The 17,935-nt window shown below is 56.9% G+C and carries 16 protein-coding genes and 1 tRNA gene; 1 reads left to right on the forward strand and 16 read right to left on the reverse strand.

The genetic code is table 11. The features are described 5' to 3' along the window. Positions 1 to 213: 213 nt before the first annotated feature. Both ACO4XG_RS02980 and ACO4XG_RS02985 read right to left on the reverse strand, forming a co-directional pair. The gene (locus ACO4XG_RS02980; RefSeq protein ID WP_308509011.1) at positions 214 to 1,200 is read right to left on the reverse strand and encodes an agmatinase family protein; all 987 of its coding nucleotides are present in this window, start codon (positions 1,198 to 1,200) and stop codon (positions 214 to 216) included. A 180-nt stretch (positions 1,201 to 1,380) separates the two neighbouring features. Beyond that, the gene (locus ACO4XG_RS02985) at positions 1,381 to 2,622 is read right to left on the reverse strand and encodes an Nramp family divalent metal transporter (RefSeq protein ID WP_308509010.1); all 1,242 of its coding nucleotides are present in this window, start codon (positions 2,620 to 2,622) and stop codon (positions 1,381 to 1,383) included. A 211-nt stretch (positions 2,623 to 2,833) separates the two neighbouring features. On the opposite strand from ACO4XG_RS02985, the gene ACO4XG_RS02990 reads away from it, so the two are divergent. Next, positions 2,834 to 3,655 (forward strand): IclR family transcriptional regulator, encoded by an 822-nt coding sequence (locus tag ACO4XG_RS02990; protein WP_308509009.1) that lies wholly within the window; start codon positions 2,834 to 2,836, stop codon positions 3,653 to 3,655. 82 nt (positions 3,656 to 3,737) lie between these two features. On the opposite strand, the gene ACO4XG_RS02995 is transcribed toward ACO4XG_RS02990, so the two are convergent. The 14 genes from ACO4XG_RS02995 to leuB form a co-directional block, all read right to left on the reverse strand. After that, positions 3,738 to 3,811, reverse strand: a tRNA-Pro gene (locus ACO4XG_RS02995). A 45-nt stretch (positions 3,812 to 3,856) separates the two neighbouring features. Further along, positions 3,857 to 4,477, reverse strand: a complete 621-nt coding sequence (rdgB, locus tag ACO4XG_RS03000; protein WP_308509008.1) for an RdgB/HAM1 family non-canonical purine NTP pyrophosphatase — start codon at positions 4,475 to 4,477, stop codon at positions 3,857 to 3,859. 1 nt (position 4,478) lies between these two features. Beyond that, positions 4,479 to 5,663 carry a THUMP domain-containing class I SAM-dependent RNA methyltransferase gene (locus tag ACO4XG_RS03005; protein WP_308509007.1) on the reverse strand — a complete coding sequence of 395 codons (1,185 nt, stop codon included), beginning with the start codon at positions 5,661 to 5,663 and terminating at the stop codon, positions 4,479 to 4,481. Positions 5,664 to 5,783: 120 nt separating this feature from the next. Continuing rightward, positions 5,784 to 6,647 (reverse strand): C40 family peptidase, encoded by an 864-nt coding sequence (locus ACO4XG_RS03010; RefSeq protein ID WP_308509006.1) that lies wholly within the window; start codon positions 6,645 to 6,647, stop codon positions 5,784 to 5,786. 159 nt (positions 6,648 to 6,806) lie between these two features. Further along, positions 6,807 to 7,394, reverse strand: coding sequence for a C40 family peptidase (locus ACO4XG_RS03015; protein ID WP_308509005.1), 588 nt, complete (start codon positions 7,392 to 7,394; stop codon positions 6,807 to 6,809). A gap of 274 nt (positions 7,395 to 7,668) precedes the next feature. Next, positions 7,669 to 8,820: an NlpC/P60 family protein gene (locus ACO4XG_RS03020; protein WP_308509004.1), complete on the reverse strand. Its 1,152-nt coding sequence runs from the start codon at positions 8,818 to 8,820 to the stop codon at positions 7,669 to 7,671. After that, on the reverse strand, positions 8,780 to 9,226 hold the full coding sequence (locus ACO4XG_RS03025) for a bactofilin family protein (protein WP_308509003.1): 447 nt from the start codon (positions 9,224 to 9,226) through the stop codon (positions 8,780 to 8,782). The genes ACO4XG_RS03020 and ACO4XG_RS03025 overlap by 41 nt, the downstream gene beginning before the upstream one ends. A 34-nt stretch (positions 9,227 to 9,260) precedes the next feature. Beyond that, entirely contained in the window at positions 9,261 to 9,746 is a 486-nt protein-coding gene (locus ACO4XG_RS03030) for a DUF1700 domain-containing protein (RefSeq protein ID WP_308509002.1), read from the reverse strand. Between the two features lie 14 nt (positions 9,747 to 9,760). After that, positions 9,761 to 11,023 carry a DUF1015 domain-containing protein gene (locus ACO4XG_RS03035; RefSeq protein WP_308509001.1) on the reverse strand — a complete coding sequence of 421 codons (1,263 nt, stop codon included), beginning with the start codon at positions 11,021 to 11,023 and terminating at the stop codon, positions 9,761 to 9,763. Position 11,024: 1 nt separating this feature from the next. Continuing rightward, on the reverse strand, positions 11,025 to 12,194 hold the full coding sequence (locus ACO4XG_RS03040) for a phosphoglycerate dehydrogenase (protein ID WP_308509000.1): 1,170 nt from the start codon (positions 12,192 to 12,194) through the stop codon (positions 11,025 to 11,027). Between the two features lie 3 nt (positions 12,195 to 12,197). Beyond that, the gene (gene serC / locus ACO4XG_RS03045; protein ID WP_308508999.1) at positions 12,198 to 13,277 is read right to left on the reverse strand and encodes a 3-phosphoserine/phosphohydroxythreonine transaminase; all 1,080 of its coding nucleotides are present in this window, start codon (positions 13,275 to 13,277) and stop codon (positions 12,198 to 12,200) included. An 81-nt stretch (positions 13,278 to 13,358) separates the two neighbouring features. Beyond that, entirely contained in the window at positions 13,359 to 15,026 is a 1,668-nt protein-coding gene (ilvB, locus tag ACO4XG_RS03050) for a biosynthetic-type acetolactate synthase large subunit (RefSeq protein ID WP_308508998.1), read from the reverse strand. Continuing rightward, positions 15,019 to 16,695: a dihydroxy-acid dehydratase gene (gene ilvD, locus ACO4XG_RS03055; protein ID WP_308508997.1), complete on the reverse strand. Its 1,677-nt coding sequence runs from the start codon at positions 16,693 to 16,695 to the stop codon at positions 15,019 to 15,021. The genes ilvB and ilvD overlap by 8 nt, the downstream gene beginning before the upstream one ends. A gap of 67 nt (positions 16,696 to 16,762) precedes the next feature. Next, positions 16,763 to 17,845, reverse strand: a complete 1,083-nt coding sequence (gene leuB, locus ACO4XG_RS03060) for a 3-isopropylmalate dehydrogenase (protein ID WP_308508996.1) — start codon at positions 17,843 to 17,845, stop codon at positions 16,763 to 16,765. Positions 17,846 to 17,935 lie beyond the last annotated feature (90 nt).

Genomic DNA, 17,935 nt, shown 5'->3' on the forward strand with positions numbered 1-17,935 from the left:
CGTCTTCGTGCCTATCCGATACGCTTCCCCGATGCCAAAAGGAGCAGAATCCACCCTCGGTTTCTGCTCCCCCTGCATTTCTCTTTCGCAGCTGCCGCTTGTCTTATTTTTTCGAATTCCGTGCTCCGACAAGCTCAGGTTCGTATCCCAACTTTTGCCGATTGTGACAGTGCTTCGCCACTCGTAATTCCCATACGGATTTACATTTGCCTCTTACTTTCCGCCGTTCTTCTTTCTCTCCGCGTAGCCGTTCAGGTAATAGAGCGCCGCCCAGCAAGCATTGTGCGCCGCAGTCTGAAGGCTGTTGGTGTCCGGATAAATCTCGACAAAGTCAAACCCCTTTGCACCCGCAAGGCCCGCCTCGTGCACCATCATGCAGAGCTCGTACGAAGTCAACCCTCCCATGTCCTGCGGCCCCTGCGGCATGTTCGCAGCATCCAGCGCATCCGAGCAAATTGTGACATAGACAAAGTCCGTGTCCTTGAATGCAAGTTCGATTGCCTTGTCTATGCTTGCCTTCCAGCCGTTCTCCTTAACCTCTCTGCCGAGAATCACATTTGCGCCAAACTTTTGCGCATTGTTGAACTCCTCCTGATGGTTTCTCGGTCCGCGAATACCGATATGAACAATCTTGGACGGATCCATATTCGGGTCCTCATAGAGCCGGTAGAAGGGCGAGCAGCGCGCGTAGAGATCGTCGCCGAAGCAAGCGTAGTTGTCGAGGTGGGCATCAAAGTGAAGAATGCCGACTCGCTTCGGGTGGCGCTTCGCAATCTCACTGACAATCGGGAGTGCAATTCCGTGGTCACCGCCGAAGGTCAGCGGAACCGCTCCTGCATCTAGAATCGTTGCAATTCTCTCCCGAATCTGACGGAATGTGAAGTCGTAGTTGCCGTTCTGGCAAGCGACATCACCGAAATCCGCAGCCTTCAAATAATCGAAGGAGTCAAGATTAAAGTCCGGAAGGAAGCCGGTGTAGCGGATGGACACAGAGCGAATACCCTTCGGTCCCTCAGTAGTCGAGGAATAGCCGCCGATTGTGCAACCGCCCTCCCACGGAACGCCGCTCACGACAACGTCGAGGCCCTCAAGATCTTCCTTGCACTCTGCTACCGAGAGATTTAACCAAGACGGAACGCCGCTGTAGACGTTGTTCGGCAGAAAATTCGGGTCATAAATGGTCGGTTTGCTGTACTTCATACTACTACCTCCTGCATTTTGTTCGCTGCTGTCCGACGGAAACGCATCCGCCGTGCCGTGCTATATTTACAAACCCCCGAGGGGGTAAATCTGACATTTTCTTTGATGAAACCGGAATGTATGCCGTCTGCTGTTTACCTGAATACAGCCCGGCCGGTTCGGGGTGGCGCCGTATCTGCCTTAGGAAAACACACCGAGAAAACTGCTCACGCCGAGAATCAGCGAAATCGCAAAGATTGCAATGCCGAGGACAGTCTGGAGCATGTTGTTCTTATACTTGCCCATAATCTTCTCGCGGCAAGTCAGGTAGACTGTGACACCGACGACAACGGGAAGGACAATGCCGTTGACTGCCTGTGCTGTCATGATGAGACCGAGCGGATTGGTGCCGAGCGCCGCAATCACGATACCGGTAATCAGAACCGCTGCGTTCGTAAGGGTGTAGCGCTTATCGGAGCTGTCAGTCTTCCAGCCAAAGAGTCCAGCGAGTACGTAGGACACGCCCATCGGGGTACAGACCGCACTCGAGACACCTGCCGCGACAAGGCCGATTGCCATGAAGGGGCGAGCCAGTGCGCCGAGGGTCGGCTCAAGCTGGATGGCCATATCCATCGCATTGTTGACGGTCATGCCGTGCATGACAGCTGCCGAGGTAATCATGATGGAACCGGTGACAATGCCGCCGACAATCATCGGAACCGTGGTGCCGAAATTACATAACGGGATTTCCTCCGCGCTGTGCCAGGTGCGCTTCGCACTTGCCGCGTGCAGGAACATGTTGTAGGGGACCACCGTCGTTCCGATCAGGGAAAGGCAGGTCATGAGACCGCCGTTTTCCGGAATGCTCGGAATGCAGCCTGCAAACAGAGCGCCGAGATCCGGTTTCACAATGACCATGGTCATCATGAAGACGACCGCCATGATGATGACACAGATACCGAGGAGTTTCTCGAGGTACTTGACCGCATCCCCCGCGAAATTGAGGATGAGCAGGATGCAGAAGCCCCAGACGGGTGCGATGATTTTGGTCGAGACTCCGGTCAGTGCGCTGACGCCGAGCGCCGTTCCGGTCAGGTCTCCGCCCATGTAAGCGAAGCCGCCGATTGCGATTGCGAGGGCAACCAGGCCACAGAGCAGGTTTCTAAGCAAGGGGCGATCCGCAAAGTCATTCTTTAAGTTCTCCGCGAGCCCATCCTGGGTGATGATGCCGAGCCGCGCCGACATCCCCTGTACTACGATAACCGCGATGACCGAAAAGATGACACACCAGAAGAGCTGGAAACCGTAGGTTGCACCTGCGCGGGTGGAACTCGTAACCGTTCCGGGTCCGATGAAGGAACCGACAATCAAGAATCCCGGCCCGAGAGCCGCCATTTTTTCTTTCCAGGTAAACTTGCGTGCTGAAGCAGTCTTTTGTTCCATATCGTTCCTCCTCTGTTCAGAACCATATAGCTTTTGATTTGTTTCAGACACTGCACCGGCCGGGTTTCAGTGGCTTTCCTTGATGGGCTCATTGTAACGGATGACAAAACAGGGGACAATGCTTGTCAACTCTTTTTTGATATTGTCAAATACTTCTTTTTGTAGTAAGAATAGCTTATAGATAAGTAAAATAGGAGGTGCTAGGTATACAATGGAACAACAAGAACACAAAGCCCGCGGCGCCGAGAAGAGCTCCGGCGGAACACAGTTGCTGACCGGCAAACAGATTCAGTCCGTGCAGCGCGCCATCGACATATTGAACTGCTTTAACCTCACGAATACCGAACTCACGCTGGGGCAAATCAGCACGCGACTCAATCTCAACAAGGGCACAGTTCACGGCATTCTGAACACCCTACACATGAACGGCTATATCAGTCAAAACAGTTCCGGAGAATACCTACTCGGCGCAGAGCTTTTCAATAAGGCATCTCTCGCATCAGATACCAAGCGAAGCATCCTGATTGACCAGTCGCACAATTACATGCAAAACTTGAGCGACTACTTTCAGGGCAACTGCACGCTATTCCGCATTGATGAACTTTATCTCCAGCTCATACACTCGACCGAACCGCACAACAGCACCTTTGTGGTACGCCGCGCCAATTCCAACATGCCGCTCTACTGCTCCGCGAGCGGAAAACTTGTGCTTGCCCATTTACGAGAGAGACCGCTAAATATCTATCTGAAAGACGCCCCTTTTCCCGCCTACACCGCGGCGACCCGCACCACAGTCGAAGCTCTTCAAAACGAATTTCAAAAAATTCGCGCTGAGGGGTTTTCCTATGAAAACGGCGAACTCTTCGAGGGAGTTGGGGCGCTCTCCGTCCCGATTTACTCAAGTCAGGATAATCATCTGTTTGCAACTTTAAGTTTGACCGGCATGAGCGTCACGATTGCGCGCCGCAAAAAAGAAATCCTCCCGAAACTCGCCGAAGTTGCCCGCCGTCTGCAGCAAACCATAAACTTCTAATTTCAGTCGCATCCCGCATTCCACCGATTTTCCCACGCAAAAAGCGGAAGCCTTTGTCTCCAAAGTCTTCCGCTTTTCTTACTCGGGGTGACAGGATTCGAACCTGCGACATCCTGCTCCCAAAGCAGGCGCCCTACCGGGCTGGGCTACACCCCGCACAGGGTCTACTATACTGTATTCTCCGAAAAATGTAAATCCGAATTATGCCCTTCCGCCCGTGGCGTCGGCGTAGATGCTCCGCAGTTTTTCCTGCATCTGCCGCAAGGCCTTGCCGCGGTGGCTGATTGCGTTTTTCTCCCGGTCACTGAGCTCCGCCGAGCATTTCCCGTATTCCGGCAGGTAGAGGATGGGGTCATAGCCGAAGCCGTTTTCGCCCGCCGGTGCCTTCGCAATTTGTCCTTCCATATGCGCTTCGGTGAGAAGCCGGGTGCCGTCCGGGAGAATGCAGGCAATCGCTGCGGTAAAGCGGGCGCTCCGCGCATTCCCTTCGACGCCCTCGAGGCGACGAATCAGTTCCGCATTCTTCTCAGCATACGAGGTATCGCGTCCGAGCCAGCGCGCCGAAAAGACACCCGGTTCGCCGTTCAGATAGTCGACCGAGAGGCCGGAGTCATCCGACATCACAATCGCATCGGGGCGCAGCGCGTGCACAGCCTCTGCCTTAATAAAAGCATTTTCCGCAAAGGTCGCGCCGTTCTCCTCCGGGTCCGAGACCAGACCCGCCTCTTTGAGCGAGTGAATCACAAAGGGAAGACCCTCGAAAATTTCCCGGATCTCCCGCATTTTATTCTCATTTCCCGTCGCGAAAATAATCTCTTGCATCTCACTCCCCCTGCTTCTCTTCGCGCCTCTCGCGCTTCGGCGGCTTCTTGCCGAGGAACTGGTAAAAATAGGTCTTCATCATGCCGTTATAAATCTTACGGTTCTTATCCGCCTTTCTGCCGATACATTTTTCGGCGTCCGGAAAGGCCGTGATCAGATAGAGCGACCAGTCCTGCAACGCGCGGAAGCGCTCGCCGAGGGTGCGGTAGAGCGCCGCAACCGCCTCTGACTCGCTGCTCTCTCCCATGAGACGCGCACCGTAGGGCGGATTGGTCACGATGAAGCCGTATTTCTTTGCGTGGCTGAACTGCGAGACATCCCGCTCCTGGAAGTGAATCAACTCGCTGACCCCCGCCTGCTCCGCATTGATTTTCGCGCGGCGTATCACGCCGCCGTCGATGTCATAGCCTTGAAGATCGGTCTCGGGTTGCGGAATCAGAAGCTCCTGTGCCTCGTCAAAACTGCGGTACCAGACCTTCTTTGGAATCAGATGCTCCCAAGTCTGACTTAAGAATTCGCGGTTCATGCCTGGTGCCATATTGGACGCCATCATCGCTGCCTCAATTAGGAAGGTGCCGCTGCCGCAGAACGGATCCGCGAGAATGCGGTCGGCGTGCCAGGGTGTCAAAAGTAACAACGCCGCCGCGAGGGTCTCGGTAATCGGCGCGCGCGCCGTCTCCGTGCGGTAACCGCGCTTATGCAGCGAGATGCCGCTCGTGTCGAGCGAAACCGTCACCACGTCCTTCTGAATGCTCACGCGGAAGGGGAAGCTCTCGCCGTTCTCAAGGAAGGGCACAGCGCCGTAGTAGCGCTCCATGGAGCGCACCATTGCCTTCTTCATGACAGACTGGATGTCCGAGGGCGAAAAGAGCTTAGAATCCACCGAAGTCGCCTTGGTGACCCAGAACTTTCCGTCCTTCGGCAGAAAGTCTCCGAAGGGCAGCACGAGTGTGCCCTGAAACAGCTCTTCGTAACTGGTCGCCCGGAAGCGCCCGATTTCCAGGAGCACGCGCTCTGCGGTCCGGAGCCATAAATTGGCGCGCGCAATCGCCTCGGCATCGCCGAGGAAACTCACCTTGCCGTTATCGACCGCTTTGATTTCGTAACCCAGATTTGTAATTTCCCGCTTTAAGACCGCCTCTAAGCCGAAGTGGCAGGGCGCCGTCAATGTATATGTCATCTTCATAGGAAAAGTGTACGCGAAAAAGGAAGCCACTGCAAGCCGAAGCTCGTTGAATGCGGTGATTTTCAGCCAAAAAAATCCGTCAGCTGCAACTGACGGATTTTTCAAATTCGATTGTTTGACTCAGTCGCCGATCACATTGCGAATCGCAAGCGGGGTCGCGTAATCCCAAGCGGTAATCTGCACGCCCTCTTTCTTGCCTCTTGCGTGAATCGCCTTGCCGTCGCCGATGTAAATCGCGATGTGATTGACCTTGCCGTCGCGCGGCTGTCCATCGTAAGCGATGATGTCGCCCGGACGCATCTGGTCTGCGCTGACCTCGACGCCCTCGGTCGCCTGCGATGCCGAATAGTGATCCAAGTCGATGCCGGCCTGTTCGCGCATCACGTGCATGATGAGACCCGAGCAGTCTATACCGGACTTCGGATCGATGCCGCCGTACACATAACGGCTTCCCTCGAGGCTCTTTGCGTAGCTGACGATGGCCTTTCTGAGCTTGCTGACCTTGCTCCAGTCCGTGGAGTTCTTGCCGGCGCCGCCCGAAGTCTTGGACTGCGCCGTCACCGGATCCGAACTGTTGCCGCTAAGCTTCGCCTTGATTTTGCCGTTCGGTCCCGCACTGCTGTCGGACTTCTGTGCCTTCTCGGTCTCCGACTTGCTGGACACGCCCTGGCGCACAATCGCAGCCGACGTGTTGGAGAGACTCTCGTTCTTCTCCTCGACTGCCTCCACCGGCTTGACCGGCTTCATGTCGCCGATCACCGCGGACTCCACGCGCTCGCTGCCCTCGCTGTCGGAAGCTTCCGCTTCCTCGGCGTGAAACTCCGGCACAAGACCGTTGACCTCGCCGCCCTCTGCTCCGCTTCCGCTGCTCTGGTCAAGAGCCTCGACAAAAATCGCATCGTCCTTTGCGGCAAATGCCGGCGCAGTCGCCGCAATCGATGCACAGATGACCAGAGCCGCACAAACTCCCAATTTCTTTTTCACAGCAGTGTCCCCCTATATCTGATGATTCCCCCGAATATCGATAGTTATTACGAAGATGTTGCAATCTGTTGCAAATATAAGTTCAGTATAGGTGGCGCTATCGGCAAAGTCAACGTTCTAATCTTTATGATTTCTTTATTTTTTAACGACAAATGTTAATTAATCGAGATAGCTCGCAATACGCACGGGCGTTCTGTAATTCCAGGCCGAAACAATGATGCCGGTCTTCGAAGAGGAGGCATGCACCACCTGGCCGTTGCCGATGTACATGGCGACATGGTTCACACCGCCGCCCTTGGAATAGAAGAGCAGGTCGCCCGGCTGCATGCTGTCTGCCGTCACGGTTCTGCCCTCACCGGCCTGCTCCGCCGAGCTGCGGCTGATCGAAACGCCGCCCGCGTGGCTTAAGATGTAGCGCGTAAAGCCCGAACAATCCACACCGCTATGCGGATCCGTGCCGCCCCAGACATAGCGGCCGCCGACAAACGAGAGCGCGTAGTCAACCACCTGCTGACGGGTACTTGTCTTCTGTGCAGCCGCTGCCTCTGCCGCCGCGGCTGCCGCCGCTTCCTCCGCTGCCTTTGCCTCTTCCGCAGCCTTTGCTTCCTCTTCCTGCTTCTTTGCCTCTTCGACCCAGGCTGCCGTGTTCTTCGTGACCTTGGTGCTCGCCATCGAAGTCATTGCGCTACCCGCGGAAATAACAGAAGCAAGTGCCGCCATTGCAAGATATCCTTTAAAACGATTCATCGATTGTCCCTCCGTGTAAAAGCTTAGTCGTCTTGGACGCTCTCTCATACTCTTTTCTTGTTCTTATTACGGAACAATTCCTTACTTGTTACGGAATTATTACATTGGCCAGTATACTCCGGCGGGACTCTCGCGTCAAGTTTTTTACAAAATGTTTACAATTGGCTTTCGCTCTCACGGAAACCCACGGTTCTCCGTGCGTCAAAAAAGAGAATCCCGTGCGAACAAACGCACAGGATTCTCTTTAAATTGTTACAGATATGTTACAGCGCTGTTACTCGCCGATCATATTCCGGATATGAACCGGTGTGCGGTAATCCCAGCGCGATACCATAATGCCGTTTCTCTCATTCGAGGCGTGCACCACTCTGCCGTCGCCGATGTACATCGCGACATGATTCACGCGGCTGCCGTTGCTGTAAAAAATCAGATCGCCGGGCTTTGCCTCGTCAATCGAGACTTCTCTGCCCTGCTGTGCCTGCTCCGCCGCCGTGCGGTTGATGTACACGCCGCCCGCATGGCTCAGAATGTATCGCGTAAAGCCTGAGCAGTCCACACCGGAATAGGGATTCTCACCGCCCCAGACATAGCGGCCGCCGAGGAAGGACAGCGCATAGGCGCGAATGCTCTGGCGCCGCTGTGTGGCCCGCTCTCTCCGCTGTTCCTCCTGGAATTCCTGCGAGCGAATCACACCCTCGTACTGGTCATAGTTATCGGAGGCCTCGGAGAGCATGGCGCGTGACTGCTCCAACTCCGCCGCGAGCTGCATGGTGTTACGCCGCTGGCGCGCGCCCATCAGCACCGAGAGCTGAATATTGCTCTCCCGCTGCAAAATGTTCTCTGCCGGTGTTCCCGCGGTCGTGTCGTAAATATCGGACTCGCCGGCGTCGCCGAGCATGAGAGGCTGTAAATCCTCCGTGGTCTTTGCCTCGCCGACCGGCGTCTCGCTCGCCTGCGTCTCCGCTGTCTCACCGCTTCCGGAAGCACTGCTCTCCGCCGCGCTGCTCTCTGCCGGAAGACCGAGCTTTCCGCGAATCTCACTGTCTCTGCCCTGCAGATTTTCGATGTTGTTCTTGATTTCGGCGGAAACTTCCTGCAGGTTCTGCATCTCCTTGTCCTGCTGCGCGCTGTAGGCCCGCAGGTTCTGGTTCTCCGAGCGTATTTTGTCTTGCTCCGCGCGAAGCTGCGCAATCTCCTGCTCAAGCACGACTTTCTGGCGTGCCACCGGTTTTAAGAGTGCCGCCGAAATGAGCCCGTAGCCGGTCAGACCGATGAGAAGTAACGTAACCGTCAACAGGCCTTTGAAAAAGAGAGGCGGAAGCTGGAACTGCACGGGTTTTTTCTCGCTGTTTGAGAGCAGCAGCAAGGTAAAACCCGTGTCCTTCTTACTTTGTCTCCGGGGCCTTCCGGTTCGCTTCCGCAACATGCTTCTCTGCCTCCTTTTGCTCGCCCGTCTGTACCTTCTGCAGCGAGGTCATGGTGCACTTTCCGGCGAAGGATGCGCCCTCCGCAATCACCAGAGACTTGGTCGTGATATCACCGATAATCTTACCGCTCTCCGTGACCTCAAGGCGCTCCCGCACAAAAATATTGCCCTGCACGGTTCCTGCAATCAGCATGTTTTCGCTCCGGACATCCCCCTCCACATAGCCGTTTTCGCCGATGATGAGATAGCCGTCGGAAATCGCCTCTCCCTTGATGCGACCGTCGATTCTCGTTGTGTCCTGGGTGTGCAGCGTACCCTCTACCCGCGTCTTATCGCCGATAATGGTGTCGATCTTATTCCCGGACACGGGTGTGACCGGCTCTGTCTTGCTCTTTGAACTAAACATGTCCTCTCCTCCTTCTATCGCTCTGTTGGTAGGTTCAGCGCTGAAAAAAACTTATCAGCGCGCGGTACATAAAGCTAAGTAGCAACAACGCCAAAATAACGGGCGCCGCCCAGATGATAAAGCCCAAAACGGCGAGCACCAGAAGCACGACAAAGAGAAGAAACAGAATCCCTGCAATCCAGGAATTCACCTGCCGCACTTCGACATGGATATTCCGGTCTTCCTGTCCTTCTCTCTCCTCGCTCTGTGTCCGGTAATAGCTACCCGCGTTTTCACCGAGGTCACCGTCCGGATTCCGATCCGGAATACCGTCCACCCGGTAGCCCGCAGCATCCAGAATGGATCGCGCAATCAGCGCGGGGTTTCCGAGCTCGGAAAGCACTTCTTCTTCGCGCCGCCCTTTTGCGACCTCTTCATCGATATAACTGCGGTAATAATCCACATTTTCCGCGACCAGACGCTCCGCACCCTCCTCGCGGAGGCGCAGTGCCAGTTCGTCTAAAAATTCCTGCTTCGTCATAGAAATCCGATCCGTCACAATGTGTGAATGAAAAGACCGCTCCGAAGCTTCGGCTCAAACCAGGTGGATTTCGGCGGCATCAGAAGCCCCGCGTCCGCGACCGAGAGCAGCTCTTCCATCTGCGTCGGATACATGAGGAAGGCCACGCCGCCCTTTTGATCGACCAGCCGCTTTAATTCTTCGCTGCCGCGAATGCCGCCGATGAAGCGAATTCGCTCCGAGGTTCTCGGGTCCTCGATGCCAAGCAGCGGGGAAAGCACAAGATTCTGCAGGAAGGAGACATCGAGTCCCTCGACCGGGTCCTCCTCGCGCAGCTCTTCGCGCACGCAGAGCGCATACCAGTGACCGTCGAGATACATGCCGACTTCGCCTTTTTTGCCGGGCGTCGGCACGGTCTCGCCGTTGTCGCGTATCGTGAATGCCTGATCGAGCGCGAGCAGCAAATCTGCGGGGCTCTCGCCGTTTAAATCGGCGACCACGCGATTATAGGGGAGAATCCGGAGTTCCTCCTCCGGGAATAACACCGAGAGGAAGTAGTTGAACTCCTCCGTGCCCTTGTAATCCGGGTGCTCCGCACGCCGCTTCAGCGCGACCTTAACCGCCGACGCCGCACGGTGATGACCGTCCGCAATATAGGTGGTCGGCACCTCGCGGAAGCCCTCGGTAATCGCTTCTACCTCCGCCGGATCAGCGACGCGCCACACGCGGTGGCGGATACCGTCCTCACTCACAAAGTCATAGAGCGGCGGCTGCTGCTTGGCGCGCTTCTCGCAGGCTTTTAAGGCCTCCGTACCGCGGTAGGTCAGAAAAATCGGGCCGGTCTGCGCATTCATGATGTCCACATGGCGAATGCGATCCTGCTCCTTTTCCTCTCTCGTATTCTCGTGCTTCCGGACCACCTGATTCAGATAGTCGTCAACCGACGAGCAGGCGACCACACCGGTCTGGCTGTGTCCCTGTAAGAGCGGCGCGAGCACACCGCTCTCGACCGTCAGCTCATAGAAGTAGTAGACCGGCTGCTCCTCGCGCACATAGATGCCCGCTGCGGTCTGCTCCCGCAGCATGTCCCGCGCCTTCTCATAGACTTCCTGCGCGTACATATCGCAGTCCTCCGGAAACTGGGTCTCCGGGCGATCAATATTCAGAAAGGAAAACGGGTGTCCCTGCACCGCAGCTCTTGCTTCCTCTCTCGTGTAGACATCATAGGGAAGCGCCGCAACCTCCGCCGCCTGCTTTTCGTTCGGACGAAGGGCGCAAAACGCCTTGACCTCTGCCATATCAGCCTCCTGTCACCGCGCGGAAACGTATCACACCCGGAATGGCTCTGAGGGCCGCCTCATCCTCTGCCGTGAGACGGGTCTCAAGGTCCAGAAGCGTATAGGCATACGCGCCGCGACTTTTGTTTGTCATATTGTCGATGTTGATGTTTTGCTTTGCCAGCATACTGCTGATCTGACCTATCATGTTCGGCACATTCTTGTGGAGCAGCGCAATGCGCTGTGCGCCTGTCGGAACGCCCATGTCGCAATCGGGATAGTTCACGGAATTGCGAATGTTGCCGTTGTCGAGGTAGTCCATGAGCTCCTTGACCGCCATGACCGCGCAGTGATCCTCGGCCTCTTCGGTCGAAGCGCCGAGATGCGGCGTCACAATGGCCTGCGGAAAGGTCATGGAGAGCGGATTCGCAAAGTCGGTCACATAGAGCCGCACCTTGCCGCTCTCGAGCGCCCGCCCCATTGCCTGCTCATCGACCAGCTTGTCGCGCGAAAAGTTGAGGAAGACCACACCTTCCTTCATCACCGCGATTTCTTTTTCGCCTATCATGCCGGGGTTCTTGTCGGTCAGCGGGACATGAATCGTGATGTAATCGCACTGCCTGCAGAGTTCCTCGAGAGAAGTCGCATGGCGCGCCTCTTTCGTGATTCTCCAGGCGCCGTTCACCGAGAGGTAGGGATCGTAGCCGTAAACCTCCATACCGAGCGCAACCGCCGCATTCGCGACTTCCGCGCCGATTGCGCCGAGGCCGATGACGCCGAGCTTTTTGCCCCGAATTTCCGTGCCGACAAACTGCTTTTTCCCCTGCTCGGCGACTTTTGCGATGTCAGCCTCGCCCTGCTTTTCCCGCAGCCATTCGACCGCCGGGAGCACATTGCGTGCGGCGAGCAAAAGGCCGCAAAGCACAAGCTCCTTGACGCTGTTTGCATTGGCCCCCGGGGTATTAAAGACGACAATCCCTTCCTCGGCAAAGCGCTCCAGGGGAATGTTATTGACACCCGCGCCCGCGCGCGCAACGGCGAGGGTCGCCGCGCCGAGTTTCTCCTCGTGCATATCCGCAGAGCGCACCAGAATGCCCTCTGCCTCTCCCTGCGCGTCGGTCAGCGCAAAATGCGGGAGCAGGCTCTGTAAGCCCTCCTCCGAAATCGCATTCTTCCGATAAATGTGAAACATAACTCAGGCCTCCCGCTTCTCGAATGCCGCCATAAAGTCGACGAGGCGCTGCACACCCTCCTTCGGCATTGCGTTATAGAGACTTGCGCGCATGCCGCCGACTGTCCGGTGTCCCTTCAGATTCTCAAGACCCGCGGCCTTTGCCTCCTCGACAAACTTCTTGTCGAGCGCCGCATTGCCCGTCACAAAGGTCACGTTCATCACAGAGCGGTCTTCACGCCGCACCGGGTTCGAGAAAAGCCTCGACTGATCGAGGAAATCGTAGAGCAACGCCGCCTTCTCCTCGTTCTGCTTCTGCATGGCCGCGAGGCCGCCGATTTCCTTGATCCAGCGGAACACCTTGCCGCAGATGTAAATGTTGTAGCAGGGCGGTGTGTTGTAGAGCGAGCCGTGTGCCGCGTAGGTCTCATAGCGCAACATGGTCGGTGTGCCGGGCAGGCAGTCTCCGATCAGATCCTCGCGCACCACTGCGATCGCCATACCGGCCGGTCCCACATTCTTCTGTACGCCGCCCCAGAGAATCCCGTAGTCCGTGATCTTCTCGGGTGCCGAAAGGAAGCAGGAGGAGACATCGGCAACCAGGGTCTTTCCCTTGGCATTCGGCGTCTCATGGAAGACTGTTCCGTATATCGTATTGTTTTTGCAGAAATAGAGGTAGTCCGCATCCGCCCGAATCGGCAGATCCGTGCAGTCCGGAATATAACTGTAGACCTTATCCTCACTCGACGCGACAGCGCGCGCGTCGCCATAGAGCGCGGCCTCCTGCATGGCCTTCTTTGCCCACTGTCCGGTGACAATGTACTCCGCCTTGCGGTTTTTCATGAGGTTTAACGGCACCATCGCAAACTGCACATGGCCGCCGCCCTGAATAAAGAGCACCTTATAGTTTGCGGGCACGCCGAGAAGCTCCCGAAAATCCTGCTCTGCGTCATCCAGAATATCCTGAAACATCTTGGAGCGGTGGCTCATCTCCATCACAGACATGCCTGTCCCCTTGTAATCGAGCATCTCTTCCGCCGCTTCCCGCAACACTTCCTCCGGAAGTACCGCCGGACCGGCACTGAAATTAAATACGCGTGCCATCCTTTCTCCTCTCTGTCTGCGAATCCTCAAAACGAAACAAATGCTTAATATTACTCTACCATATTTCGGGTGATTTTGAAGTTACAAATCGCTCTCATCAAAAACTTCCTTCAGATCCGCGCCGGGCGGGCACATCGGGAAGACTTTCTCATCCGAATCAATGAGCACATCCAGTACGGCCGCTTTCCGGCTCTCGACAGCCTCGCGGAGCGCTGTCCGCAATTCCTCCACCGTCGTCACGCGGTAGGCTTTGATGCCCATCGCCTCCGCAATCTTGCAGTAATCCACCCGGTCTCTGAGTACCGTCGACGAGTAGCGCTGCTCATAAAAGAGCGTCTGCCACTGCCGCACCATGCCGAGCGCATGGTTATTGACGATCAGCTCAATGAGCGGAAGCTCTTCGCGGGCTACCGTCGCGAGCTCATTCATATTCATGCGGAAGCAACCGTCGCCCGCAACATTCACGACCACTCTGTCCGGCTTCGCCGTCTGCGCGCCGATTGCCGCGCCGAGACCGAAGCCCATGGTACCGAGGCCGCCGCTCGTAAGATAGGTTCTCGGGCTGTGATACGCATAGTGCTGCGCCGCCCACATCTGGTGCTGGCCGACCTCGGTAACGATGATTGCGTCGTCCGGCGTGAGCCGATCGAGTTCCCGAATCACACGGGGGCCCGTGAGCCCCTCGCCGACTTGCAGCGGGAAACGCTCCTTCCGCGCCTGAATCTCTGCGACCCAGTCCGCGTGCCGCTGCTCCGGCAGTTTCTCTGTCAGACAAGTGAGCAAGGCCGCCGCGTCGCCGACCAGGGAGGCCGCGACATGAATGTTCTTATTGACCTCCGCCTCGTCAATGTCGAGCTGCAAAATCTTTGCCTTGGCCGCGAAGTGGTTCGGACTGCCCGCGACACGGTCGGAAAAGCGCGCGCCGACCACCACGAGCAAATCGCAGTCCGAGACCGTATAGTTCGAGGTCTTGGTGCCGTGCATCCCTACCATACCCGTGTAGAGCGGGTCGTTCTGGTCAAAAGCACCCTGGCCCATCAGCGTGCAACAGACCGGTGCGTCGAGGCGATGCGCAAAAGCCGTGAGCGCCTCTGCGGCATTCGACAAAATCACGCCGCCGCCCGCCATAATGCAGGGCTTTTTCGCGGCTTTGAGGAGCGCAAGCACTTCTTCGATTTTCTCTTCCGCCGGGAGCGGGCGCAGCGCCTCGGACACCGGCAAAACTGCCTCATAGTCGGTCACCGCCGCCGTCACATCCTTCGTGATATCAACCAGCACCGGCCCCGGGCGGCCGCTCCGCGCAATCTGAAAGGCACGGCGCAACACGCCTGCGAGCTCCCGCACATCTTTGACAATGAAGTTGTACTTGGTAATCGGCATGCTGATACCGGTGATGTCAATCTCCTGAAACGAGTCCTTTCCGAGAATCGGGTTGGCAACATTACAGGTGATTGCGACAATCGGCGAAGAGTCCATGTAGGCGCTCGCAATGCCGGTGACTAAGTTCGTCGCGCCGGGACCGCTGGTTGCCAGGCACACGCCGACTTTGCCGCTCGCGCGCGCATAGCCGTCGGCCGCGTGCGCGGCGCCCTGCTCGTGGCTGGTCAGCACATGGTGAATCTCATCTCTGTGTTTATAGAGTGCATCATAAATATTCAAAATCGCGCCGCCCGGATAACCGAAGACGGTGTCGACGCCCTGTTCCTTGAGGCAGGCGATTACAATTTCCGCGCCGCTCAGCTTAGTCATGCTTCCAACCTTCCACCGAGAGAACAGCACCCTGGGGCGCACCGGTCACAAGCTCGCGATAGCGAACCAGATAGCCGTCCACTTCATTGACGCGCGGCTTCCAGTTCTTCTTTCTCTCTGCGAACTCCTCTTCGGAGACGCGCGCGTTCAGCGTGTGGTTGTCGATGTCGATATCGATGATATCCCCCTCCTGAATCAGCGCAATCGGACCGCCGACCGCCGCCTCCGGTGCCACATGGCCGATCGAAGCGCCGCGGCTTGCGCCGGAGAAGCGTCCGTCCGTAATCAGGGCAACCGTGGACCCAAGGCCCATGCCGACAATCGCAGAGGTCGGGTTTAACATCTCGCGCATACCGGGGCCGCCCTTCGGGCCCTCGTAGCGAATCACGACGACATCGCCCGGGACAATCTTACCGCCCTTGATGGCCGTAATGGCATCGTCCTCGCAGTCAAAGACGCGCGCCGGACCGCTGTGCTTTAACATTTCCGGTGCGACCGCGCTCCGCTTCACGACGCAGGACTCGGGGGCGATGTTGCCGTTCAGAATTGCGATGCCGCCGGTCTCGGAATAGGGATTCTCAATCGGGCGAATGACCTCCTTGTCGAGGTTCCATGCGTTCTCAATATTCTCGCCGACCGTCTTTCCGGTCGCGGTCAGGCAGTCGAGGTTGATGAGATTCTTCTTCGAGAGCTCCTTCATGACAGCGTAGACGCCGCCCGCCTCGTTCAGATCCTCCATATAGGTGTGACCTGCCGGTGCGAGGTGGCAGAGGTTCGGCGTGCGCGCGGAGACCTCATTCGCGATATTCACATCGATGTTCACCTTGGCCTCGTGCGCGATTGCCGGGAGATGCAGCATCGTGTTCGTCGAGCAGCCGAGTGCCATATCGACGGTCAGCGCGTTCATGAACGCCTTCTCGGTCATGATGTCGCGCGGACGGATATCCTTCCGGTAGAGCTCCATGATCTGATTGCCTGCGTGCTTTGCAAGGCGCAGACGCTCCGAGTAGACAGCCGGAATCGTGCCGTTGCCGCGGAGACCCATACCGAGCACCTCGGTGAGGCAATTCAGCGAGTTCGCCGTGTACATACCGGAGCAACTGCCGCAAGTCGGGCAGACCTTCTCCTCGAACTCCGAGACATCCTCTATGGTCATCTTTCCGGCCGCATAAGCGCCGACCGCCTCAAACATGCTGGAGAGCGAGCGCTTCTCGCCCTTCACGCGGCCTGCGAGCATGGGGCCGCCGCTCACAAAGATGGTCGGAATGTTGACGCGCGCTGCCGCCATGAGGAGACCCGGCACGTTCTTATCGCAGTTCGGAACACAGACCATCGCGTCAAACTGATGTGCTCTCGCAAGACACTCGGTCGAATCCGCAATTAAGTCTCTTGTGACGAGCGAGTACTTCATGCCCGTGTGTCCCATTGCAATGCCGTCGCAGACCGCGATGGCCGGAACTACGACGGGCATACCGCCCGCCTCTGCGACGCCGAGCTTCACGGCATCGACAATCTTATCGAGGTTCATGTGGCCCGGAACAATTTCGTTGTAGGACGAGATGATGCCGATGAGCGGCTTCTTCATCTCCTCCGGGGTAAAGCCGAGTGCATTAAATAAAGAGCGGTGGGGTGCCTGCTGCATCCCTGTCTTGACGTGATCGCTTAACATGGTAAGTCCTTCTTTCTGGCTATATCTTTTCAAGCTGTAACAAAAATAAAAATTAGGTGATTTCGTTTCAGATGCGGGCCATGACCAGCGCGCCCATCTCCCGGGTGCCGACCTTTTTCGTGCCCTCGGTGTAAATGTCGGGCGTGCGATAGCCGTCCCGCAGCACCGCTGCGACAGCGCTCTCCACGGCGCGCGCCTCACTCTCCATATCGAAGGAGTAGCGGAGCAGCATTGCCGCCGAGAGTATGGTTGCAAGCGGATTTGCCTTATCCTGTCCCGCAATGTCCGGCGCGGAACCGTGACTCGGCTCATAGAGTCCGAGCTTCGTCTCATTCAGGCTCGCGCTCGGTAGCATGCCGATAGAGCCCGTCACCATGCTCGCCTCATCCGACAGAATGTCGCCAAACGTGTTCTCGGTCACGATGACATCAAACTGTCCCGGATTGTAGACCAGCTGCATGGCCGCATTGTCGACCAGCATGTGCGAGAGCTTGACTTCCGGATAGTCCTTGCCGACTTCCTCCATGACCCGCCGCCAGAGGCGCGAAGTGTCAAGGACGTTTGCCTTGTCCACGCTGATCAGGGACTTTCTGCGCTTTGCCGCGGCCTCAAACGCCTTAATTGCAATGCGCCGAATCTCCGGCTCCGTGTAGACCAGAGTATCGACCGCGGTCTCGACGCCGTTTACCTTCTCTGTGTGCCGCTCGCCGAAGTAGAGGCCGCCGGTGAGTTCTCTTACAATCACAAGGTCAAAGCCGTTCCGCAGCTGCTCCGGCTTTAACGGGCAGGCCGCCGCGAGCTCCGGATAGAGAAACGCGGGGCGCAGATTTGCAAAGAGACCGAGTTCCTTCCGGATTTTCAGGAGTCCTGCCTCCGGACGCAGGGAAGGTGCCAGCTTGTACCAGGGAGACGTCTCAGCGTTTCCTCCCACGGCACCGAGCAGCACGGCATCGCTCTCCTTCGCCTTTTGCAGATTTTCATCGGTCAGCGGCTCGCCGTAGCGGTCAATCGAGCAGCCGCCCATGTCGATTTCGGTGAACGAAAATGTATGTCCGAACTTCTCCGCGACGTGAGCGAGCACAGCCTTTGCTTCTCTCACAATTTCCGGACCTATGCCGTCGCCCGGAATCAAAACAATTTTCTTCTCCACAGTAGTCTCCTCCTGTGCCTGTCCTCGGGATTCCAAAAAGCTTTCTCTCAGGAAAAACTTTTCTCATCATAATAAAACAAGACGCTGTAT

It is taken from the genome of Stomatobaculum sp. (genome assembly GCF_057248925.1).